16 protein-coding genes are annotated in these 19809 nt (G+C 60.5%); 1 reads left to right on the top strand and 15 read right to left on the bottom strand.

Annotated features, from left to right (window positions below):
- Positions 1-166 precede the first annotated feature (166 nt).
- From JN12_RS06090 to JN12_RS06025, 14 genes are all read right to left on the bottom strand, one after another.
- On the bottom strand, positions 167-1837 hold the full coding sequence (locus tag JN12_RS06090; RefSeq protein WP_211360509.1) for an ammonium transporter: 1671 nt from the start codon (positions 1835-1837) through the stop codon (positions 167-169).
- 302 nt (positions 1838-2139) lie between these two features.
- Positions 2140-2460: a YnfA family protein gene (locus tag JN12_RS06085; RefSeq protein ID WP_145019721.1), complete on the bottom strand. Its 321-nt coding sequence runs from the start codon at positions 2458-2460 to the stop codon at positions 2140-2142.
- 68 nt (positions 2461-2528) lie between these two features.
- Positions 2529-4322: a bifunctional protein-serine/threonine kinase/phosphatase gene (locus JN12_RS06080; RefSeq protein ID WP_145019718.1), complete on the bottom strand. Its 1794-nt coding sequence runs from the start codon at positions 4320-4322 to the stop codon at positions 2529-2531.
- 106 nt (positions 4323-4428) lie between these two features.
- Positions 4429-6321 carry an APC family permease gene (locus JN12_RS06075; RefSeq protein ID WP_145019715.1) on the bottom strand — a complete coding sequence of 631 codons (1893 nt, stop codon included), beginning with the start codon at positions 6319-6321 and terminating at the stop codon, positions 4429-4431.
- 127 nt (positions 6322-6448) lie between these two features.
- A complete protein-coding gene (locus JN12_RS06070) occupies positions 6449-7258 on the bottom strand; it encodes a hypothetical protein (RefSeq protein ID WP_145019712.1) in 810 nt (269 codons plus the stop codon).
- 303 nt (positions 7259-7561) lie between these two features.
- Positions 7562-8281, bottom strand: a complete 720-nt coding sequence (locus JN12_RS06065; protein WP_145019710.1) for a pyridoxine 5'-phosphate synthase — start codon at positions 8279-8281, stop codon at positions 7562-7564.
- Between the two features lies 1 nt (position 8282).
- Positions 8283-9638, bottom strand: a complete 1356-nt coding sequence (gene glmM / locus JN12_RS06060) for a phosphoglucosamine mutase (RefSeq protein WP_145019708.1) — start codon at positions 9636-9638, stop codon at positions 8283-8285.
- A 2-nt stretch (positions 9639-9640) separates the two neighbouring features.
- Positions 9641-10042, bottom strand: a complete 402-nt coding sequence (locus JN12_RS06055; RefSeq protein WP_145019706.1) for a hypothetical protein — start codon at positions 10040-10042, stop codon at positions 9641-9643.
- Positions 10039-10812 (bottom strand): diadenylate cyclase CdaA, encoded by a 774-nt coding sequence (gene cdaA, locus JN12_RS06050; protein WP_145019704.1) that lies wholly within the window; start codon positions 10810-10812, stop codon positions 10039-10041. Before cdaA ends, JN12_RS06055 begins: the two co-directional genes overlap by 4 nt.
- A 29-nt stretch (positions 10813-10841) precedes the next feature.
- Positions 10842-11714 carry a dihydropteroate synthase gene (gene folP / locus JN12_RS06045; protein WP_145019702.1) on the bottom strand — a complete coding sequence of 291 codons (873 nt, stop codon included), beginning with the start codon at positions 11712-11714 and terminating at the stop codon, positions 10842-10844.
- Entirely contained in the window at positions 11711-13555 is a 1845-nt protein-coding gene (gene ftsH, locus JN12_RS06040) for an ATP-dependent zinc metalloprotease FtsH (RefSeq protein ID WP_145019700.1), read from the bottom strand. The genes folP and ftsH overlap by 4 nt, the downstream gene beginning before the upstream one ends.
- Before the next feature lie 98 nt (positions 13556-13653).
- Entirely contained in the window at positions 13654-15027 is a 1374-nt protein-coding gene (gene tilS / locus JN12_RS06035; protein WP_145019697.1) for a tRNA lysidine(34) synthetase TilS, read from the bottom strand.
- Positions 15028-15067: 40 nt separating this feature from the next.
- Positions 15068-16495, bottom strand: a complete 1428-nt coding sequence (locus tag JN12_RS06030) for a sigma-54-dependent transcriptional regulator (RefSeq protein ID WP_145019695.1) — start codon at positions 16493-16495, stop codon at positions 15068-15070.
- A 70-nt stretch (positions 16496-16565) separates the two neighbouring features.
- A complete protein-coding gene (locus JN12_RS06025; RefSeq protein WP_145019692.1) occupies positions 16566-18383 on the bottom strand; it encodes a PAS domain-containing sensor histidine kinase in 1818 nt (605 codons plus the stop codon).
- 322 nt (positions 18384-18705) lie between these two features.
- Here JN12_RS06025 and JN12_RS06020 point away from each other — a divergent pair, with 322 nt between their 5' ends.
- Positions 18706-19089, top strand: a complete 384-nt coding sequence (locus JN12_RS06020; protein ID WP_145019690.1) for a transposase family protein — start codon at positions 18706-18708, stop codon at positions 19087-19089.
- A 10-nt stretch (positions 19090-19099) separates the two neighbouring features.
- On the opposite strand, the gene JN12_RS06015 is transcribed toward JN12_RS06020, so the two are convergent.
- Positions 19100-19768 (bottom strand): metallophosphoesterase family protein, encoded by a 669-nt coding sequence (locus JN12_RS06015; RefSeq protein ID WP_145019687.1) that lies wholly within the window; start codon positions 19766-19768, stop codon positions 19100-19102.
- Positions 19769-19809 lie beyond the last annotated feature (41 nt).

Here is a 19809-nt window from a genome sequence, read left to right as displayed (position 1 = left end):
GTCTTTTTTTGATCGGCAGCCTTTATTGTCAGTAAGCATAAAGGGTGCCGTCATCATAACATCTTTGTTTACAAGTGGTTATACAACAAAAAAACTCATTTCGGCACTATCCTGCCCACTTCATCACGACCCTGCACAAAAAAACATCAGCCGTAGGAGGAGACGTCTATGTTCTCCTCTGGCTGAAATCAGGATAGGCCTCCACCGCCACTTCATGATGGTCGAGCCCGTCTATCTCCACCTCTCTGGAGACCCTCATGCCGATGGCCAGATCGATGAGCTTGAAGGCGACATAGGAAATGGCGAACACAAAGACGATGTTGGTAACAATACCAATGCACTGGGCGATGAGCTGGCTGGAGTCGCCATAAAAGAGCCCCCGTACGCTGCCCTTGACATTGTTGAAGCCATCGCCATAGGTGCCGTCGGCAAAGAGTCCGAGGGAAATCACCCCCCAGGCGCCACAAACGCCATGGACCGACACTGCGCCGACCGGATCGTCAACCTTTACGACTCGCTCGAAGAAGAAGACACTGAGACAGCAGAGTACGCCGGCCACCAGACCGATGGCTACCGCAGAGACCGAGTTGACGAAGGCGCACGGGGCGGTAATGCCCACGAGGCCGGCCAACAGGCCGTTGGCGCTCATGGTGAGATCGGGTTTGCCGAACCTGAGCCACATGTAGAGCATGGCGGAGAATCCGCCCGCGGCACTCGCCAGCATGGTATTGGTGGCCACCACTCCGATCCGGAGGTCGGTTCCCGACAGGGTGGAACCGGTGTTGAAACCGAACCAGCCAAAGGCGAGAATCAGGGCGCCGGTGATCGCCATCGGGATGTGATGACCGGGAATAGGGCGGGCGAAACCGTCCTTGCCGTACTTGCCAAACCGTGGCCCGAGCACCAGAGACCCGGCCAGGGCACAGACCCCGCCGGTCATATGGACCACGGAAGAGCCGGCAAAATCCACGTGGCCATGGCCGAAATGAAAGTTGGAACCAAGTGCGGAAAGCCAGCCACCACCCCAGACCCAGTTGGCAAAGAGGGGATAGATGAGGCCGGCCATGAGGAACCCATAGACAACAAAGGCGGAAAACTTGAAACGCTCTGCCATGGCTCCAGTGGGGATAGTGGCTGCCGTATCCATGAACACCATCTGGAAGAGGAAAATGGTGAACACGCAGGCGTCATAGGTGCTTCCGGAAAGGAAAAACCCCTTGGTGCCGAACAGGCCGAACGCCTTACCAAACAGGTGCAGGGTGAATTCTCCGTTCAGGACCTGGCCCCCGCCAAGGGTCGGGAGGCTGCCGACCCCTCCCATCTGGATGGCAAAACCACAGGCCCAGTAGGCGAGCAGGCCGATACAGTAAATCATGACATTCATCGCCATGGTATGACTGGCGTTCTTGGCCCTGCAGAGACCGGTCTCCACCAAGGCAAAGCCGACCTGCATGAACATGACGAGGAAGCCGCACACGAGGGTCCAGGCGATATTGATGGCGATCCTGTTGTGACCGATGACGTCGGCAAGTTTGACTGCCAGAGGCTCGGTCATGGCCGCCTTGGTGATCTCCTCCCTGGTCGGCGCGTTGGCGGAACCGCCGGGCACGTCGCCAACGCCGCCGGTATTGGCGCCGGACGGATCAGGTTTGATCACCGTGGGTGATGGTGATGCAGCGATAGCTGTTGTTGACGTTTCCGTGATGACGTGAGCTTGAGCCCGGCCGGGAGCTGCCGCGGGCGCTGGTTTGTCTTCCGGGAAGACCGGAACCGCAATTATCAGCGCAAGAACCATAACGCCAAGTATGCCGGTGAATTTTCTATACGCCCCTTTCACGGTGCACTCCTTTCTCTCAGACTCGGAAAGAACCTGTCATGGCCCATCCGCACTCTTCGCAGCAATCTCCGGGGTCTTTGCCCGCGTTCCCTCAAAATCAGACAAAAAAAGGCGCCTCTCACCATCTGGTGACGAGGCGCCTTTGCCCGTTCCGAATATAGATCTGCACACCTTTGTGCGTTCGATCGTCGCAATTCTCTAGCACAAAACGCGCCACAGCTTATCACGACATAAACCATTATAATTACGGCACATTATGAGTCAGCAAGGTAAAGAAGGACCACTACTGTCTATTTTTTAGGCTAACCCTGCCCTGTCTGGATCACCGCCCCGCCAACAACGATGATGGCAAGCCCCACCCAGGTGGTGACCGGAATCGTTTCTTTGAAGACCAGGCGACCGGCAAGAATACTCACGACCGCAAAGACGGCGACGTAGACCCCCAACAGCCGGGAAAAATCCCACTTGACCGTGTTCACGACCACGCCATAGCACCCAAGCATCAGGAAACCGAAGACGATGAACCAGACGACGCTGCCGCGCAGCCCTTTTCTGATCACGGCATCACCGGCAACCTCCAGAATGGCCGCGGTAATAAAAACAAGCCAGGCAACAACAGTCATTCTTACCTCCTCTCCTTACTCATTTTGCGGACAGTCTCACCCTCTGCTGTTGAGAGACCTTCACGGGGTCAGTGCGCCGGCCCACGCTGGAGGATCAGCAGCAACAACAGGATGAAGACAATGGCCATGATCACTACAGCCAGGACGACCCAGCGTGCCTTGTTCCAGCCGTTCTTTAAAGCGGTCGGTTTCTGCAGCCGGTCGCAACGCCCGGTCAAAGACACAGCGGCCAGATTGTCCAGCTCCCCCTTCATGGCGGCGGCGGTGGGATAGCGCTTTGCCGGATCGCGCTCCATGGCGTGGAGGACGACCTCTTCGAGCTGCGGCGAGACGTTCGGATTGAGTTCCCGCGGGGCCACCGGATCGCCCGTGACACGGGCGTTCATGACCACGAACAGATTCTCCCCCTCGAACGGGGTGGCACCGACCACCATTTCGTACAGCATGGCGCCCAGGCTGTAGATATCGGTGCGCGCATCCCCGCGCTTCCCCTTGATCTGTTCCGGGGCCATATAATCGGGAGTCCCCACTGCCGGCGAAAAACCGGCAAAGGTAATCCGTCGCCCCTCTTCGGCCTTGGCGATGCCGAAGTCCATGATGCGGATGGTGCCGTCGTAGCAGATCATGATGTTCTGCGGTTTCAGGTCGCGATGGATAACGCCGTGCTCGTGCATGTACGCCAACGCCTCGCAGACACGGCTGGCCAGCTTGATCGCATCCTTCTCCGGCATCGGTCGCACATTGTTCAGCAGATGTGCCAGCGTATAGCCGCGCAGATACTCGGTGACGATGTACGGCCGGCTCCGGTGCTCTTCCACGGGAACGAAACGGAGGATGTAAGGATGATCCAGGCGGAGGCCGATCTCTTCTTCGCGCTCGAAACGCGCATAGAAACCGGCATCGCTCTCGAACTCCATGAACGGCACCTTCACGGCCACGGTTTCCCTGGTCTTCAGGTCGGTCGCCTTGAAGATGGTCGCCATGCCGCTCCGGCTGATGGTCTCGGTAATGAAGAACCGCTCGTCCAGGGTCTGGCCGGGATGGAGTTCGTAACCGTCGGACGGGGCAGACGGCTTGTGGTACATCGGTGCCCCCCGATAGTAGGTGATCTCCTCGACGTCATTGATCTGAATGACCTGGACGGAAAGGTTGTCATCGGTGCCTCGCTGCTCGGCCAGCGCCACCAGCTGGCGGCAGGCCTGGGCCGGAGAAAGGCGGGACGCGATGTCGGCGATTTCGTTGTCAGCGACGTGGGTGTAGAGACCGTCGGAGCAGAGCACGACCCGGTCCCCCTTGCCTACCGTGGCGTCCTCCACGTCGACCCGGATCACGGGATCCTGCCCGACGCTGCGGGTCAGGATATTGCGGTGCTCGCTGGTCTTGGCGTCCTGCTCGGAAATGAGGCCGAATTTCTGCTGCATACCGACGTAGGAATGGTCGGTGGAGAGCTGTTTGATTTCCCCCTTGTGGACCAGGTAGACCCGGGAATCACCCACGTTCCCCACAACGACTTCGTTGTTCCGGAACACGGCGATGCAGAGGGTCGTTGCCATGCGGGATTTGCCGTGGTCCTCCATCCCCTTGTCATACACCGCCAGATTGGCCGCGTTGAACATCTGGGTGAGGAGCTGCTGCGGGCTCTTGCCGTCAGGGGCTTCGCGAAAGGTCTGGAGCGCGGTTTCCACGGCCAGTTGGCTGGCCACTTCGCCATGATTCAGCCCCCCCACGCCGTCGGCCAGCACGGCCACGGCGCCGTGACTGCGCTTTTCCTCCAGGGTTTGCGGCTGCCAGAAGCCCACGAAATCTTCGTTGTTATCGCGGACCGGGCCTGGCGATGAGAGTTCAGCGTAGATAAGTTCCATAGGTTTGGGACTCTAGCATGTATCTTCCGTCGTTGGAAGGATGCGGGTGAAAAACAGGACGGCCACCCGGAGGTGACCGTCCCTTGAAGTTACAGCCGGAATATTCCTAGTGGGAAACCACCGGTCTGCTGCTCAAGAGCACTTCCTTCCCCTTGGCCTTGCTGGCCCGGAGGAAGTAGAGGGCGCCGTAGATACCCCACACCGCAACGACTCCAAGGGCGATGTACGGTTCCTTCCAGCTCATGCCGGACACCATGAACGGACCGATCAGATAGAAGAGCATGATCACGAAGTTCGCCAGCAGGCCGAAAACCGGGATGACCACATGCTTGAAGGTGTTGAAGGTGTGGTGCTCCTTGAAGGCCACCATGGCGATCCAGCAGGTGATCATGTAGAGCAGGAAAGTGCCGAAATTGCTGATCAGGGTGACGATGACCAGGGTGTTGGGGAGCTTGGCGTACAGTTCCGGCGCAAAGATGCCGATGCTGTACCAGAAGTTGTGCTTGTCCAGCGCCGCCGGGGTCGTTCCCCCCTGGTACACCGACACGGTAACGATGCCGATGATCGCCGAGATGACAGCCAGTGCCCAGATCGCCTTGTACGGGGACATGGTCTTGCCGTGGAGGAGGCCGAAGTGGGACGGCACCTCTTCGTCGCGCCCCATGGCGTAGGTGACGCGGGCACCGGTGGAAAGGCAGGAAAGGGTCGTGCCGATGAGGGCAAGGAACACGGTGAAGGCCTGGACCAGCATGAACGCCTTGCCGGCAGCGGCACTGCCGAAGAGCCAGGTGCCGGTGATGACCATCATGTCGCCCAGCGGTGCGCCCGAGGCGCCGGCGTTCGGCATGGTGTAGCCGTTGTGCAGCATGTAGTTGGCGGCAAAGTACTCGATCAGGTAGCAGACCGCCCCCTGGATCACCAGGGAGAGGAGCACTGCCCTCGGCACATCCTTTTTCGGGTTTTTCGCTTCGTCGGCCATGGCGGTGACGGTCTCGAAACCGACCAGGATCAGGATGGCAATGGCCGCCTGGATGAAGATGTAGTTGAAGCCGTGGGGGGCAACGACCGATTTCGCATCCTTGTGGTAGTTGAAGGTCTCAACCCCTTTGTCGTCCTTGGTGATTGCGCCATCGGCATAGTCGACGGTAAACGGTGCGGCGAGCTTCAGATCCTTTACCGGCTTGCCGTCCTTGTCCGCGCCGATCGGGTCCCCACTCTTTTCGTCCTTCATGTCCTGCATCTGGTAGACCGGCTTGCCGTCCTTGTCCAGGCTCGGCTTGCCGTCGACCATGACCGGCACCGGCTGTCCCTTGTCGTCCTTTACCGGCTCCTGGGCGACCTGGTAGGTCACGGCCACGCCGTTGGAGAGGTGGTAGCCGGTGGAACCCTGGGGGTGCTGGGTACGGTAACCGATGGCGATCACCGAGAAGACCAGCAGGGCCGAGATCTGGACGATGTTGATCACCACGTTGACAGCCGTGGTCCCGGTCACGCCGCGGAAGGCGATGTAGGCCACGCCCAGGGCAAAGATGATACAGAAGAGCCACATGAATAGCGGGCTGTTGTAGGTGCCGCTGAAGGTGTCCGGCCAGAACTGGTTCAGCAGGAATCCGGCCAGAAGTGCGGTGACACCGACCATGACCCCGGGATAGACCCAGTAGTAGAGATGGCTGGCCCAGCCGGTGACGAACTTGGCGATCCGGGCGAACTTGAAGGCTTTTGTCTTGGACAGGAACGCCTGTTCCGCGTAGAGGTACGAGGAACCGGGACCGGGATAGAGCTTGGACAGCTCGGCATAACTGTAGGCCGTTGCCAGACAGAGCAACAGGGCGAAGAGGATGCCGAACCACATGGCGCTGCCGGCCATCGGTGCGCCGTAGAGGGACTGCATCTGGAAGGTGAGCCACAGGAAGGCGCCGGGGGCGATCAGCGCCATCGCATTCATTGTCAGGCCGGTAAGCCCCAGGGTCCCCCTGGTGGGTTGTTGTTCATTTGCCATTGGATGCTCCTTTCAATTAAGTCTCGAAAGGGGCACCGTTGACCCTTCCCTTCGCTGTTTGTCGTTTAGTCTTTCCCTCGAAAAACCGGGGGCCGGGTGGCCAGCCCCCATCACATTGAAGGAGGCACTACGGGAAGTTGATGTCCAGCTGGGTGGTGAAGGTGTTATTGCCGGCCAGGGTCTTCTCCTTGTAAATGTCGTAGGCGAAGATCACGGAGACGTTCTTGGCAAAGTTCCAGGAAAAGCCGACGTTCGTGGCACTGTCCACGTTGTGGCCGCTCATGTAGTCGACCGCCAGCCAGAGCTTGTCGGAGATCTCGCTCATGGTCCGGTCCCAGGAGAGGAGGAGCCCGTCGTTGTCCGCTTTGCCGCTGGTATTGATCAGAGCCCTTTTGGCACCACGATAGTAACCGGCAGAGATCCGCCCGAGGGAAGGAACCGGACCGATGGCAGGGAGGGTCTTGGCGGCAAGCGCATAGACGATGTTCTGACCGGAAATGACTCCCGGTGCGGTACCCGAGTCCTGGGTCGGACCGGCGTTGTAGATGCCGACGGCCAGGGCCGGGGAGAATTTGCAGATGGAGTCTTCAGGCGTGCCGAGCTTGGCGTTGAAGGAAAACGGGTGGTTGTCGTTCGGATCGTTGGCAATGACTAGGTAGTCGAAGCCGATTTCCGCCTGCACCTTTTCGAAGGGGAGGATGCCGACGGTCGGTCCGATATCCATGACGTTGGCATCCCGGGTGGCCGTCGTGGTAGGAGCAGACTTGGCCACACCCGATGCCCTGAAGTAGTTGTCGATGTTCAGGTGGAACTGCTTGTAGGGTTGGATATCCGTCGACGGTATCCAGATCTGGGTGGAGGGGGTTGCCAGGGCTGCCCCTGCTGCTGCCAGGGTGGTGGTTACTGCCAGTGCGGTCGTTGCAATCAACTTCTTCATTTCCAGCCTCCTTGCGTGGGTTTGTTTGCCGAAAACGGCATTAAAACAAAAGGCACCTATCACCGTGCGGTGATATGGCGCCTTTGCCATACTGATCGTCATTCATTATTCCGGCGCACTCGTCGCGCCCGGCTCACTGTTTCCATGCTAAAGCACAGGCCGTGCCAGTGTTTCAGAAGCAAAGCACAATTAATGAATTCGATGCGTTAGATGAACAGCACAAAATGATGGCACAAAAAAAAGGCTGGTCTCCGGCACCAGCCCTTCATATTGCATATTTTTTCAGCAAACAACTCGTGAGGTTCAGACGAATCGTACCAGTTCCACCATGTCCCGCACCGCCTTGTCCAACCCTACCAGCACGGCCCGGGAGATAATGGAATGGCCGATGTTGTACTCCTCGATGCCGCGGATGGCGGAAATCAGTTTGATGTTGGTGTAGTTGAGCCCGTGCCCGGCATTGACGCCGAGCCCCAGCTTCTGGGCCAGCTTGACGGCGTTTTCGATCTTGATCAGCTCCTGGTCCACCGCCTTCCACTCCTTTGCCTCGGCAAAGGCGCCGGTATGGATTTCGATGTAGTCGGCCCCGGCTTTCGTGGCTGCCTTGATCTGGTCCGGGTCGGGGTCGACGAACAGGGAGACCACGATCCCGCCGTTCTGCAGGCTCTCCACCGACGCCTTCACCTGATCCAGATTATACCGGACATCCAGCCCCCCCTCGGTGGTCAGCTCCTGGCGCTTTTCCGGCACCAGGGTACACATCTCCGGCTTCACGGTAATGGCGACGCCGACCATCTCGTGGGTCGCTGCCATCTCCAGGTTGAGCCTGGTTTTCACAGTCTGCCTGAGCAGCTTCAGGTCCCGATCCTGGATATGGCGCCGGTCCTCACGCAGATGAATGGTGATGCCGTCGGCACCTGCCAGCTCGGCAATGGCGGCCGCCGCCACAGGATCGGGCTCCGTGCCCCCCCTGGCCTGGCGGACCGTTGCGATGTGGTCGATGTTGACGCCCAGTCGTGCCATCCTACTTCCCTCCGATCGATGTCTCAACCGCCTCGGCAATATCCTTGGCCCAGCCGGTAATCCGGTATTTGTCCTGCCCTTCCAGCATGATCCGCAGGAGAGGCTCGGTGCCGGAGTAACGGATCAGTATCCGCCCCTCGTCCCCCAGCTTCTGCTCCACGTCCCGCACCAGCCCGGCCACTGCCGGGATGGTCATGATATCCTTCTTCTCGGCCACCCGTACGTTCACCAGCACCTGGGGAAGGGGAATCATCACCTCGGCCAGTTCGGAGAGCGTCTTTTCCTGCCGCCGGATGATGGCCAGCAGTTGGAGTGCCGACAGCATCCCGTCACCGGTGGTGTTGTGGTCAAGGAAGATCATGTGACCCGACTGCTCGCCACCCAGGTTGTAGCCACCCTTGACCATCTCTTCCACCACGTAGCGATCACCTACCGCGGTCTTGATCACCTTGCCGCCGGCCTTGCGCAGGGCAATGTCCAGCCCCATGTTGCTCATGACCGTGGCCACCAGGGTGTTCTTCCTGAGCTTTTTCTGCCGGATCAGCTCGGTGGCGCAGATGGCCATGATCTGGTCGCCGTCCACAGAATTGCCGAATTCGTCCACAAAGATCACCCTGTCGGCGTCACCGTCCAGGGCTATCCCCAGGTCGGCCCGGTGTTCCTTCACCGCCTCGCTCATGATCTCGGGATGGAGCGAGCCGCAACCGGCGTTGATGTTGGTGCCGTTGGGCTTCACGCCGATGGGGATCACCTCGGCCCCCAGCTCGCCCAGGACCGCCGGCGCCACCTTGTACGCCGCGCCGTTGGCGCAGTCCAGCACGATCCGCATCCCGGCCAGATCAAGCTCCTTGGGAAAGGTGCTCTTGAGAAAGACCACGTAACGGCCAATCGCATCCTCGATCCGGTATGCCTTGCCCACCTCGGTGGCGATGGGGCGGAGCGAGTCGATCTTCTTGGAGAAAATCAGTTCCTCGATCTTCAGCTCCATCTCGTCCGGCAGCTTGAAGCCGTCCTTGAAGAAGAACTTGATGCCGTTGTCCTGGAACGGATTGTGGGAGGCGGAAATGACCACTCCGGCATCGGCCCGCATGGACGAGGTAATATAGGCAATCCCCGGCGTCGGCAGCGGGCCGACCTGAAGCACATCCACCCCCATGGAGCAGATGCCGGCCACCAGGGCATTCTCGATCATGTAGCCGGACAGGCGGGTGTCCTTGCCAATGACCAGCCGGTGGCGGCGGTTACCGTCCTTGAAGATGTAAGCCGCAGCCCGGCCGATCTGCATGGCCATTTCAGTGGTCATGGGATAGACGTTGGCCACCCCCCGTACTCCGTCGGTTCCGAAAAGTTTCTTCATGGCTATTGGCGCCTGCCTCCTTTGTCACGCTTTAGCAGCTTCATTTCAACCGTGGCCGGGACAACCCCGACTACCCGGATGCCGACCGGAACCCGCACCCCTTTTTCCAGCCCCACGAACCTGGTCACCCCTTCCCGCAGGCCGCCGCATTCCAGTGGAAGGATGGGAGAGAACCCCTGGTAGCGGATGAGCAGGATCTTGGGGCCGGCAAGCCTCACCCGCACCGCCGGCAGCTGCCCGCCGGTTATGACCAGTCCCGGGGAGAGATTCTCAACCCGGACAGTTGCCGCCAGTTCGGCCTCATCCTGCTGTTCCAGGTCCACAAAGAGACAGATCACGACGGCCAGCAGCAGGGAAAGCAGTCGGATGAGCCAGATACGGTTGGTGGAAGCAATGCAGTTCATTGCAGCCACCTCGATTCGATCAGCCGCTTGAGCACCTTGCGCAACGCCTGGAGATCAAGATCCCGGGTGATTCTGCCACTAACCACCACCGACACGCCGCCGCTCTCTTCGGAAACCACGATCACCACGGCATCGCACAGTTCGGTCAGGCCGATGGCCGCCCGGTGGCGGGTCCCCAACTCCTTGGCCACCTCCGGGTTCTGGGTCAGCGGCAGAAAACAGCCGGCCTTGGTCAGCTTGCCATGCTGGATGATGACCGCACCATCATGAATGGGCGAATACGGCAGGAAGATGGAAGAGATCAGTTCGCTGGTCACCTTGGCATCGATCTCGGTGCCGATGGCGATCAGGTTATCCAGGGCCACCTCACGCTCGACCACGATCAGGGCGCCGATCCGCTTGCCGGCCATCCCCTCCACCGCCGCCAGCAACTCCTCGATGACGGCGTGGGACTCGTCCTCGTCCGGTTCCCACCGCTTCACGAGATGGTTTCTGCTGAAGGAGAGGAAAGCCCGGCGGATATCGTACTGAAAGATGACCACCAGGATGACGACCAGTGAACCGAGGAAGTTGTCCAAAAGCCACTGAAACGCGCGCAGGTCACTCAACTGGGCCAGCAGGTAGGCGATGAGGACAATGGGAAGGGTAAGGAGCAGACGGATGGCCGTCGTTTCCTTGAGATGGATAACCAGACGGTAGACGAGAAAGGCCACCAGCGCGATATCAACGAGATGCGTCAACCAGTCCGATCTGTGCAGGAGTTCAGCCATCCCCTCTCCATCCGCTTTGCTATTGGCGGTCAGGCCACCTCCCCGCCCCCCATGATCGCCCAGGTCATGTCCACCACGTCGCGCATGGCCCGGACATCATGAACCCGCACGATCCGCGCACCGTTCATTATTGACACGGCAACCGTGGCGGCGGTGCCGAACAGCCGCTCATCAACGTCCCGTCCCAGCTGGGTACCAATGAACGATTTCCGGGAGGTACCGACCAGCAGAGGGCAACCGGTTCCGGTCAGGTCACCCAGACGCCGCAGCAGTTCCAGGTTGCCGGCAACACTCTTGCCGAACCCGATACCGGGATCGACCACGATCCGCTCCCGGCCGATGCCCGACGCTTCGGTCCTGGCCACCAGTTCGGCAAGACAGCCCGCCACTTCGCTCACTAGGTCGGTGTAGACCGTATCTCGCTGCATCTCCGTCGGCCGGCCGCGGGTATGCATCAGGACCACTCCGGCAGTTGAAGAGGCGACGGTTCCGGCCATGTCATCATCAAACGTGAAGCCGCTGACATCGTTGATGATCTCGGCCCCGACGGCAATGGTCTCCCTGGCCACCACCGCCTTGTAGGTATCGATGGAAAGCGGAACGGAAACGAGCGGTGCCAGTTTCTCGACAATCGGCACCACCCGGCGCAGTTCGGCGGCGGCGGAGACCGGCGATACATTGGGACGGGTGCTCTCGCCACCGATGTCGATGATGTCGGCCCCTTCCGCAACCATGGCCAGGGCGCGGTCAACGGCGCTCTCCGGGGAATCGAAGCGGCCGCCGTCGGAAAAGGAGTCGGGAGTGACGTTCAGTATCCCCATGACCAGGGGGCGCCGGCTCAGGTCGTAACAGCGATTCCCGAACCGCCATACCCGGCCTGCAGGCAGAGGAGGCAGTGTCATGCCTCGGTCGGGGTCGGGGCCGGCTCGGACACCGCCGGTGCCGACACGGGTAATGTCCCGCCCTTGATGATCTCGTCCACCTCGGCACCGCTCAGATTTTCCTTCTCGATCAGCACCCCGGCCAGACGGTGCAGCACGTCGACCTGGGCGGTCAGCATTCTTCTCACCCGACTGTAGTTGTCTTCCACGATCCGGCGGATCTCGCCATCGATCTCCACCGCCGTGGCTTCGCTGTAGTTCTTGTGCGAAGCCATCTCACGGCCGAGGAAGATCTGCTCGTCCTTCTTGCCAAAGGTAACCGGCCCCAGCTTCTCGCTCATACCCCACTCGCAGACCATCTTGCGCGCCAGTTCCGTGGCCCGCTCAATATCGTTCCCCGCGCCGGTGGTGGTGGTGCGGAAGATGATCTCCTCCGCGGCACGCCCCCCCATGAGGACGGCGATCCGGTCGAGGAGCAGTTCGCGGGAGTAGCTGTGCTTGTCCTCGATGGGAAGCTGCATGGTAACCCCCAGGGCGCGGCCGCGGGGGATGATGGAGACCTTGTGGACCGGGTCGGCGCCGGGAAGAAACTTGGCCACCAGGGTATGACCGGCCTCGTGATAGGCGGTGTTTTTCTTCTCTTCCTCGGAGATGACCATGCTCCTGCGCTCCACCCCCATCAGCACCTTGTCCTTGGCGTCGTCGAAATCGCTCATGTCAACGAAGTTCTTGTTGCGGCGAGCAGCAAGGAGGGCCGCCTCGTTCACCACGTTGGACAGGTCGGCTCCGGAAAAGCCGGGGGTTCCCTTGGCCACGATCTCCAGGTTCACGTCCGGCGCCAGCGGCGTCTTCTTGGCATGCACCCTGAGGATCGCCTCCCGCCCTTTGACATCGGGACGGGGCACCACCACCTGCCGGTCGAAGCGGCCGGGGCGGAGCAGGGCCGGGTCAAGGACGTCCGGCCGGTTGGTGGCGGCGATCAGGATGACCCCCTCATTGGACTCGAAGCCGTCCATCTCCACCAGGAGCTGGTTGAGGGTCTGTTCCCGCTCGTCGTGGCCGCCGCCGAGGCCGGCGCCACGGTGCCGCCCCACGGCGTCGATCTCATCGATGAAGATGATGCACGGCGCGTTCTTCTTCCCCTGGACAAACAGGTCCCGCACCCGGCTGGCGCCGACGCCGACAAACATCTCGACAAAGTCCGAGCCGGAGATGGAGAAGAAGGGAACCCCGGCCTCGCCGGCAATGGCCCGTGCCAGCAGGGTCTTACCCGTACCCGGAGGCCCCATCAGGAGCACCCCTTTGGGGATGCGGCCACCGAGCTTGGTGAACTTCTTGGGATCCTTGAGGAACTGGATGATCTCCTGCAACTCCTCCTTGGCCTCCTCGATACCGGCCACATCCTCGAAGGTGATCTTGCCCTGGGCCTCGGTGAGGAGCTTGGCCCGGCTCTTGCCGAAGGACATGGCCTTGCCGCCGCCGGCCTGCATCTGGCGCATGAAGAAGATCCAGACCCCCACCAGGAGGATCAGGGGGAACCAGGAGATGAAGATGGAGAACCAGGAGAACTTCTCCTCTTCCGGCCTGGCCGAGACCTCGACCTTCTTCTCCATCAGCATCTCGGAAACCTGGGCATCGCTCGGCCGGTAGGTCCTGAACGATTTACCATCCGTGTACTTGCCGAGGACATCGTTCCCCTGAATGGTAACGGATTTGACTTTGCCCGCCTCGACAGCAGTGATGAAATCACTGTAGGTAAGAGTGTCCTGTGCCGGCTTCGGCTTATTGAACAGGTTGAACAATAGGATCATCATCAGGCTGATAACCAGCCATAATGCCAGGTTTTTGTAAAACTGATTCAAGGTTACCCCCTCGTTGTGTATGCCCGTCAACGGGCTTTAAGGCTTATCGGGTCGTAAAGTTACGGAAAGTTAGCACAGAGTGCCCGGCTTGACAAGCCTTACCGCTCCCGTGAGCAGACCGCGACCACCACCCGGTCACTCCCCGGTGCGACCTCCCCCACTGCCCCGCGTCGGATACCGCAAACCCAGGCGAGCACGCCGCCGGCAAAGACGAGCGGCAGGGAGCGCCGCTCAAGCGGGGGGATCTTCAGATCGATGAGGAGATCCTTGACCTTTTTCTCCCCTGTCATCCCGAACGGCCTGATCCGGTCGCCGGGGCGAAAGGTGCGGACCAGCCACGGGAACGGGACGGCTACCGGGTCGAACCAGGCGGTATCCAGTGCAGCCCCTTCCCAGGAGGCCGGGGCTTTCCCCACTGTCACCGTCAGGTTCCAGCCGCCGGGCAACCGGTAGCTGCCCGGTCCCTCCACCAGCAGTTCATACCCGTAATCCTCCCCGGAATCACCGACCGTAACGGTCAGGGCATCATAACAACGGGTGATCCGGACACCGTCGGGGAGCGCCAGTGCCCCATTGGACCTGGCCGCGAGCACCAACCGGTCGATGGCCTGCAGATGGCGGTGGCTAAGGCGGCGCAGATCCCCCTTCACCGCGGCAATGGCACGGCGATAGAGACGCAGGCGGATACCGTCCGGTTCCCGGCGCAGCAGGGGGACTGCCAGCCCCTCCCCGGCGCAGTCACGACAGACCGCATAACGTTCAGCGGTCAACCGCTCCAGCAGTTCGCCATCGGCGGCAAGCGACTCGGCGGTCGCTGCCAGCCGCTCGGCAATGGCCGGGTTGTAACTGGCCAATAGGGGGAGCAGCTCGTGGCGGACCCGGTTACGCAGAAAACGCTGATCCCGGTTGCTGGCATCCTCTTGCCAGGCGAGTCCCTTTTTCCGCAGATAGCCGACAATCGCCCGGCGCGTAACAGACAGGAGCGGCCGCACATACCGCCCATCGCCGGATCGGGGACGCATCCCCGACAGCCCGTCAACGCCGGCACCACGGATGAGGCGCATCAGTACCGTTTCCGCCTGGTCGTCACGGTGATGGGCCAGGGCAATCCGTGCCGCCCCATACTGCCCGGCAACCTCTTCAAAGAAGGCGTAGCGCGCCTCACGCCCCGCCTCTTCCAGCGAAAGTCGCCGCTGCCGGCTGAGCGCCCGGACATCGGCACTGGTAGTCGCCATAGGCAGGCCATACCGCTCTGCAAGCCCGCGCACGAACCGTTCGTCGTCATCGGCCTCGGCACCGCGCAGACCGTGGTTCACGTGGGCCACCACCAGCCGCAGTCCCAGGCCACTCCCGGTTGCCAGAAAGTCCAGGAGCGCCACCGAATCGGCACCGCCGGAAACCGCCACGACCACGGTCTCTCCTGCCGTGAACAGCCGGTGCGCCGCTATCGTGCGTGAAATCTCCCGCTCCACGCTCAACGGTTCCCGGACCGGTATGGCTGTCGTCCGCCCATCACGAGTGAGGCGTCAGGGACTGAAGTCGCTTGTTAAGGGTCTGCCGGGTGATACCAAGGAGGGATGCGGCAATCCCCTGATTCCCCTTGGCCCGTTTCATGGCCTCGGCAATGAGGTACTCCTCCACCTCCCTCAGATTGGGGAAATGGCCGAAAATATCATGAAGAGGCTCCCCTTCGGTCACGGAAAGCGACATGCCCACTCCCTGTCCGCGCAACGAACCGATCGCTGCGCTGAAGCTCTCCATCGAAAGAACCCCGCCGCTATGGCGCGCCACCCCGTCATGCACCATCGACTCCAACTCCCGCACGTTGCCCGGAAACGGGTAGGTGGAAAGCAGCACGGACAGTTCCCGTGGAGCGGTCGGTTTCTTCTTGCGGAGTTCGCGGGCAGCATCGGCAAGGAAGTGATCCAGGAGCAAAGGGATATCATCCGGCCGCTCCCGGAGCGGAATGATTGACACCTGATGGGTACAGAGCCGGTAGTAGAGGTCACGCCTGAACCGGCCGGCAGCGATCATCTGCTGCAGATCGTGATTCGTGGCGAGCACCACGCGGGCATCGCTCTTCCTGGGGGTGTCGGAACCGACCGGATAATACTCCCGTTCCTGAAGCAGCCGGAGAAGCTTGGTCTGGGACTGCTCGCTCAGATCGCCGATCTCGTCCAGGAACAGGGTACCGCCGGACGCCCTGGCCACCAGCCCCTCACGATGCTGTTCGGCACCGGTAAAGGCCCCTTTGCGGTGCCCGAACAGCGTATCGGCAAACATCGTGTCATCCAGACCGGCCACATTGACGGCCACATACTCCCCCTGGCAACCGGACAGCTTGTGCACTGCCCGCGCCACCAACTCCTTGCCGGTCCCGGTCTCGCCAGTGATCATGACCGGCTGCCGGGAAGGGGCAATGACTTCCAGGTATCTGAACACCGCCCGCATCTTCTCGTTGCAGGAAACGAACTCGCTGAACGCCGCCTCGTTCTCCAACCGATCGTTGAAAAAACGGTCGCGCAGCTGGTTTATCTCCCGGTACATGCTCCAATGTTCCAGGGCCTTGCGCAGACTGGTGATCAGGCGGTCGTTCTCCACCGGCTTGGTAAGATAGTCAAAGGCGCCTGACTTGATGCAGCGGACCGCGGTTTCGGTCTCATCCAGCGCCGTCACGACGATGACCTGGATTTCGGGATAGTCGCGGATGATCCGGGGCAACAGTTCGAGCCCTCCAACATGCGGCATGAACAGATCGAGCATCATCACGGCAACATTGTGTGCCGCCAGAAATGGCATAACCTCGCGGCTGTCGTTCAAGGTAACCACCGATGTAAACCCCTGGCTCAACAGGGATAGCTTCGAGACCTTGAGCAGGGGGAGCTCGTCGTCCACCAGCAATATCGTGGCAGGGTTCTCTTCACGCTTCCATCGTTCCATGGGTTACTGCTCCTTCAGTAATTGGCTTCCGTCCGGAAAGGTTTTCCCCGGAATAGGAACCAACCAGTTTTCATGCGGAATTTCTTGATGAGAAACAGGTTGGCAGGACAGCGGGCAGGACGATGGTCACGGCAGTCCCGCTGGCCGGCTGGCTGACGATGGTCATGGTGCCGCCATGGGCCTTGACTATGGAGTTGGCTATCGATAGCCCCAATCCCGTGCCGCCACTGTCCAGTCTGGTGGTGAAAAACGGTTCGATGACCCGCTCCAGCAGCTCCGCAGGAATCCCCTCCCCTTCGTCGCGAACGGTCATGCTCACCTCCCGCCGGTCCGGATCATACGCCGTAGAGACCCACACCCCGCGATCCATTGCGGTCAGCGACTGGAGGGCATTCATGATCAGGTTGATCACCACCTGCTCCAGCTGTTGCGGGCTCCCGTTCACCAGCGGAATACCCTCGGTCAGCTGCAGATAAAACCGGTCGGTATGCCTGCTGACATGGTGATTCAAGAGCGCCATGGCCAAAGAGATCACCCGGTTCAGATTCACCGCGATCGTCGCATCCGGAAACACCCGCCCCTGGCGGGAGTAGTTCTTCAGGTTACCGATGATATCCCTGATCCGCCGGGCACCGCCGATAACCCCTTCCTGGATCTCGGGAAGGGCCGCATGCAGCTGGCTGAACTCCAGACCACCGGCACTGAAGCTGCCATGCTCCTTCGCATACTCCTGAAGTTGTTTGTCCAGGTCGGTCCAGACCCGCTCCAGCAGCTGGGCGTTGGCCAGGATGGCATTGTTCGGGTTGTTGATCTCGTGGGCAATACCTGCCACCAGCAGTCCCAGGGAGGTCATCTTATTGGTCATGATCAGGCGGGACTGGATGGCATGGGCCTCTTCCTCCAACCGGATCCGTTCCGTGACATCCCGGAACGTGCAATAGACCGCTTGTTCTCCCTGGAGTTGGATCAGCTTACCATGGATCGACACGTGAATCCCGGTTCCATCCCGGCGCACCACCTGCACGTGCTCCATCCGGACCAGCTCTTTCTCCCTGAGCGAGGCAAGCGACGCCTCAAAAGAGGTCTGGTCTCCCTTGTTACGGAAGATCACCAGCGGCCGGCCGACGAACTCATCCTTGCCGTAGCCGAACAGCTGTTCGGCGGTCGGGTTGATGTCGAGCACCGACCAATTCTCGCCGGTGAGGAGCACAATGGCGTCCTCGGTCTGTTCGAAGATTTGCCGGAACCGCTTTTCGCTGTCCGACAGAGCCAACAGCATCCGCTGCTGGCGCAATTCCTGTTCCCGGATGGGACTGATATCCCTGATAATCAGGATCAGGCTCGACCGGTCCCCCAGATCGGCCCGGCTTATCGAGATGGACATGGGAAACCGGCTGCCATTGCGACGGAGCCCGATGATCTCATGGTGGATGCAGTCCGTAGGGACCTGACCGGACGCGGCCCGGACCAGAATCTGCCGCAGATAGCCATCCGGCTCCACCACCAGCATATCCGGCTGGCGTCCGAACACCTCTTCTTCCCGGTACCCGAAGGTCAACTCGGCAGCGGTGTTGAACGCCTCGATCCGCCCCTGGCAATCAATCACCACAATCGAATCGATTACCTGGTTAATGACCTGTTCGAAACGGGCCTTCTCGGCAGTGAAGTCCTTTCTGAGCGGCTGTACCACCAGCCACCAGATCAGAGGTGTACTGCAGATGGCCATGGCAAGCCCGTCGACGATTTGCATCACCGTTTCCGTCGACCGGGGTATCAGCAGTTCCAAGGCGCTGTCGATCAGGAGTTCGATCGCAAACAGGATCAGGAACAGACGTACATACCGTCTGAACAGCAACGAGTTGCGATTGTGGGATGGTTCGGCGTTCATATCGTTCCCGGCACTGGTGCAAATAAATTTACAGTTGTCACCGGCGGGTATCAAGCGAGATGCCTTGCTCCATGCGGTGTTACAGCCAACCGGCTCCAGTTTCCCGGGTAATCACGACACCCCTGTGGGCGTGACGCCCTGCCGGGCTAGCCTGAATAACGGCCCGGAAAGCCATTCTACGATACATTGCCTTGCCGGCACCAAATCTGCTCTACGAGCATTATCATGAAAAGAACATGCGGTCTGGTGTTAGACTCTAACAAAAAATACCGGTGCCGCAAACAGAAGAGAACGTTCCCCAACTCGAAATAAAGGCTTTCCCATGGACCACACGGGTATCTTCGCTGCCACACTGGGTCTGTCGCAACCATGGCAGATCGACAGGATCAGCTTTGTCGATGAAATCGGGCGGGTCGATCTGTTCCTCACCTGCAGCAGCGGGGCACGCTTTTCTTGCCCCGTTTGCGGCCAGGATGCACAGGTCCGCGACATCCGTGAAGAACTCTGGCATCATGTCGACTTTTTCCGCTACGCTGCCTATCTCCACGCCAGCGTCCCCCTAATAGACTGTCCGGCCGGCTGCGGCATCAGCACGGTCAGTGTACCGTGGTCGCGGCCCGGGTCGCGATTTGTCCTCCTCGGGAGCAAATCTCGCCCGTCCCGTGTTCCCGGAACCACAGCAAACGACACAGACACCACCGGATAGAGCACCTCGGTCAGCAGTCACAATTCTCCTGAAAATAGAGTCGCAGGGTATCAAGAGACAGCGCCGCCAGGTTCCCGAACCCCGCAACACCACGGTAGACACAGCCATTATCGAGCACGATCCAGTTCTCGGCAACGGACGCCTCGATCTCCTGGCGGGTCCGGGGGGTGTGGCCGCTGACAACGCGCCGGCCGCCGATCCTGGCAGGGTCGACGATGCAGGAGCGGCTCCAGAGGAGGGTCTGCCGGTCGGCGAAGGGATCGGGCTGTCCACAGTCCATGCCGGCGTGAACAAGAGCGAAGTCGGGAAGCAGGATATGCGTCGGCAGGGCAACGAAGAACCGGTGATAGCGCTCAGGGATCTCGCAGGCATCCTCCACCCCGAAGCTCCGCAGGGTGGCATGGCCACCATTGAGCATCCAGAGGTAGAACCGACTCCGGTCACGGCAGGCCTCAAGACACATATCCTCATGGTTCCCCATGATCGACGCGACCGCGTATCCCGCCTCCTGCAGGCCGATGAGAAACTCCAGCACCTCACGCACGGCCGGTCCACGGTCGATCAGGTCCCCGAGAAGATAGAGCTCGTCCTCCTGGGTCAGCCCGAGTCGCTCTTCCACCAACCGCCTCAAGGTTCTGGCGCAGCCATGCACATCACCGATCACGAAACGTCGTCCCATGGAATAATCTTAATCGAAACCGGGAAATATGCTAGAGTCGG

This window comes from Geobacter argillaceus, assembly GCF_007830735.1.
GTDB lineage: Bacteria > Desulfobacterota > Desulfuromonadia > Geobacterales > DSM-12255 > Geomobilibacter > Geomobilibacter argillaceus.
Note: the sequence above shows the minus strand (reverse complement) of the source record. Positions and strands in the feature narration are given on the sequence as shown.

Excerpts from the sequence above, each read along its gene's own strand:
- JN12_RS06080 (WP_145019718.1), bottom strand. The coding sequence starts at position 4,322 with ATGGAACTTATCTACGCTGAACTCTCATCGCCAGGCCCGGTCCGCGAT.
- cdaA (WP_145019704.1), bottom strand. The coding sequence starts at position 10,812 with ATGGCTGAACTCCTGCACAGATCGGACTGGTTGACGCATCTCGTTGAT.
- JN12_RS06015 (WP_145019687.1), bottom strand. The coding sequence starts at position 19,768 with ATGGGACGACGTTTCGTGATCGGTGATGTGCATGGCTGCGCCAGAACC.
- JN12_RS06020 (WP_145019690.1), top strand. The coding sequence starts at position 18,706 with ATGGACCACACGGGTATCTTCGCTGCCACACTGGGTCTGTCGCAACCA.
- JN12_RS06025 (WP_145019692.1), bottom strand. The coding sequence starts at position 18,383 with ATGAACGCCGAACCATCCCACAATCGCAACTCGTTGCTGTTCAGACGG.
- JN12_RS06075 (WP_145019715.1), bottom strand. The coding sequence starts at position 6,321 with ATGGCAAATGAACAACAACCCACCAGGGGGACCCTGGGGCTTACCGGC.
- JN12_RS06070 (WP_145019712.1), bottom strand. The coding sequence starts at position 7,258 with ATGAAGAAGTTGATTGCAACGACCGCACTGGCAGTAACCACCACCCTG.
- folP (WP_145019702.1), bottom strand. The coding sequence starts at position 11,714 with ATGACACTGCCTCCTCTGCCTGCAGGCCGGGTATGGCGGTTCGGGAAT.
- JN12_RS06085 (WP_145019721.1), bottom strand. The coding sequence starts at position 2,460 with ATGACTGTTGTTGCCTGGCTTGTTTTTATTACCGCGGCCATTCTGGAG.
- JN12_RS06030 (WP_145019695.1), bottom strand. The coding sequence starts at position 16,495 with ATGGAACGATGGAAGCGTGAAGAGAACCCTGCCACGATATTGCTGGTG.
- JN12_RS06055 (WP_145019706.1), bottom strand. The coding sequence starts at position 10,042 with ATGAACTGCATTGCTTCCACCAACCGTATCTGGCTCATCCGACTGCTT.
- glmM (WP_145019708.1), bottom strand. The coding sequence starts at position 9,638 with ATGAAGAAACTTTTCGGAACCGACGGAGTACGGGGGGTGGCCAACGTC.
- JN12_RS06065 (WP_145019710.1), bottom strand. The coding sequence starts at position 8,281 with ATGGCACGACTGGGCGTCAACATCGACCACATCGCAACGGTCCGCCAG.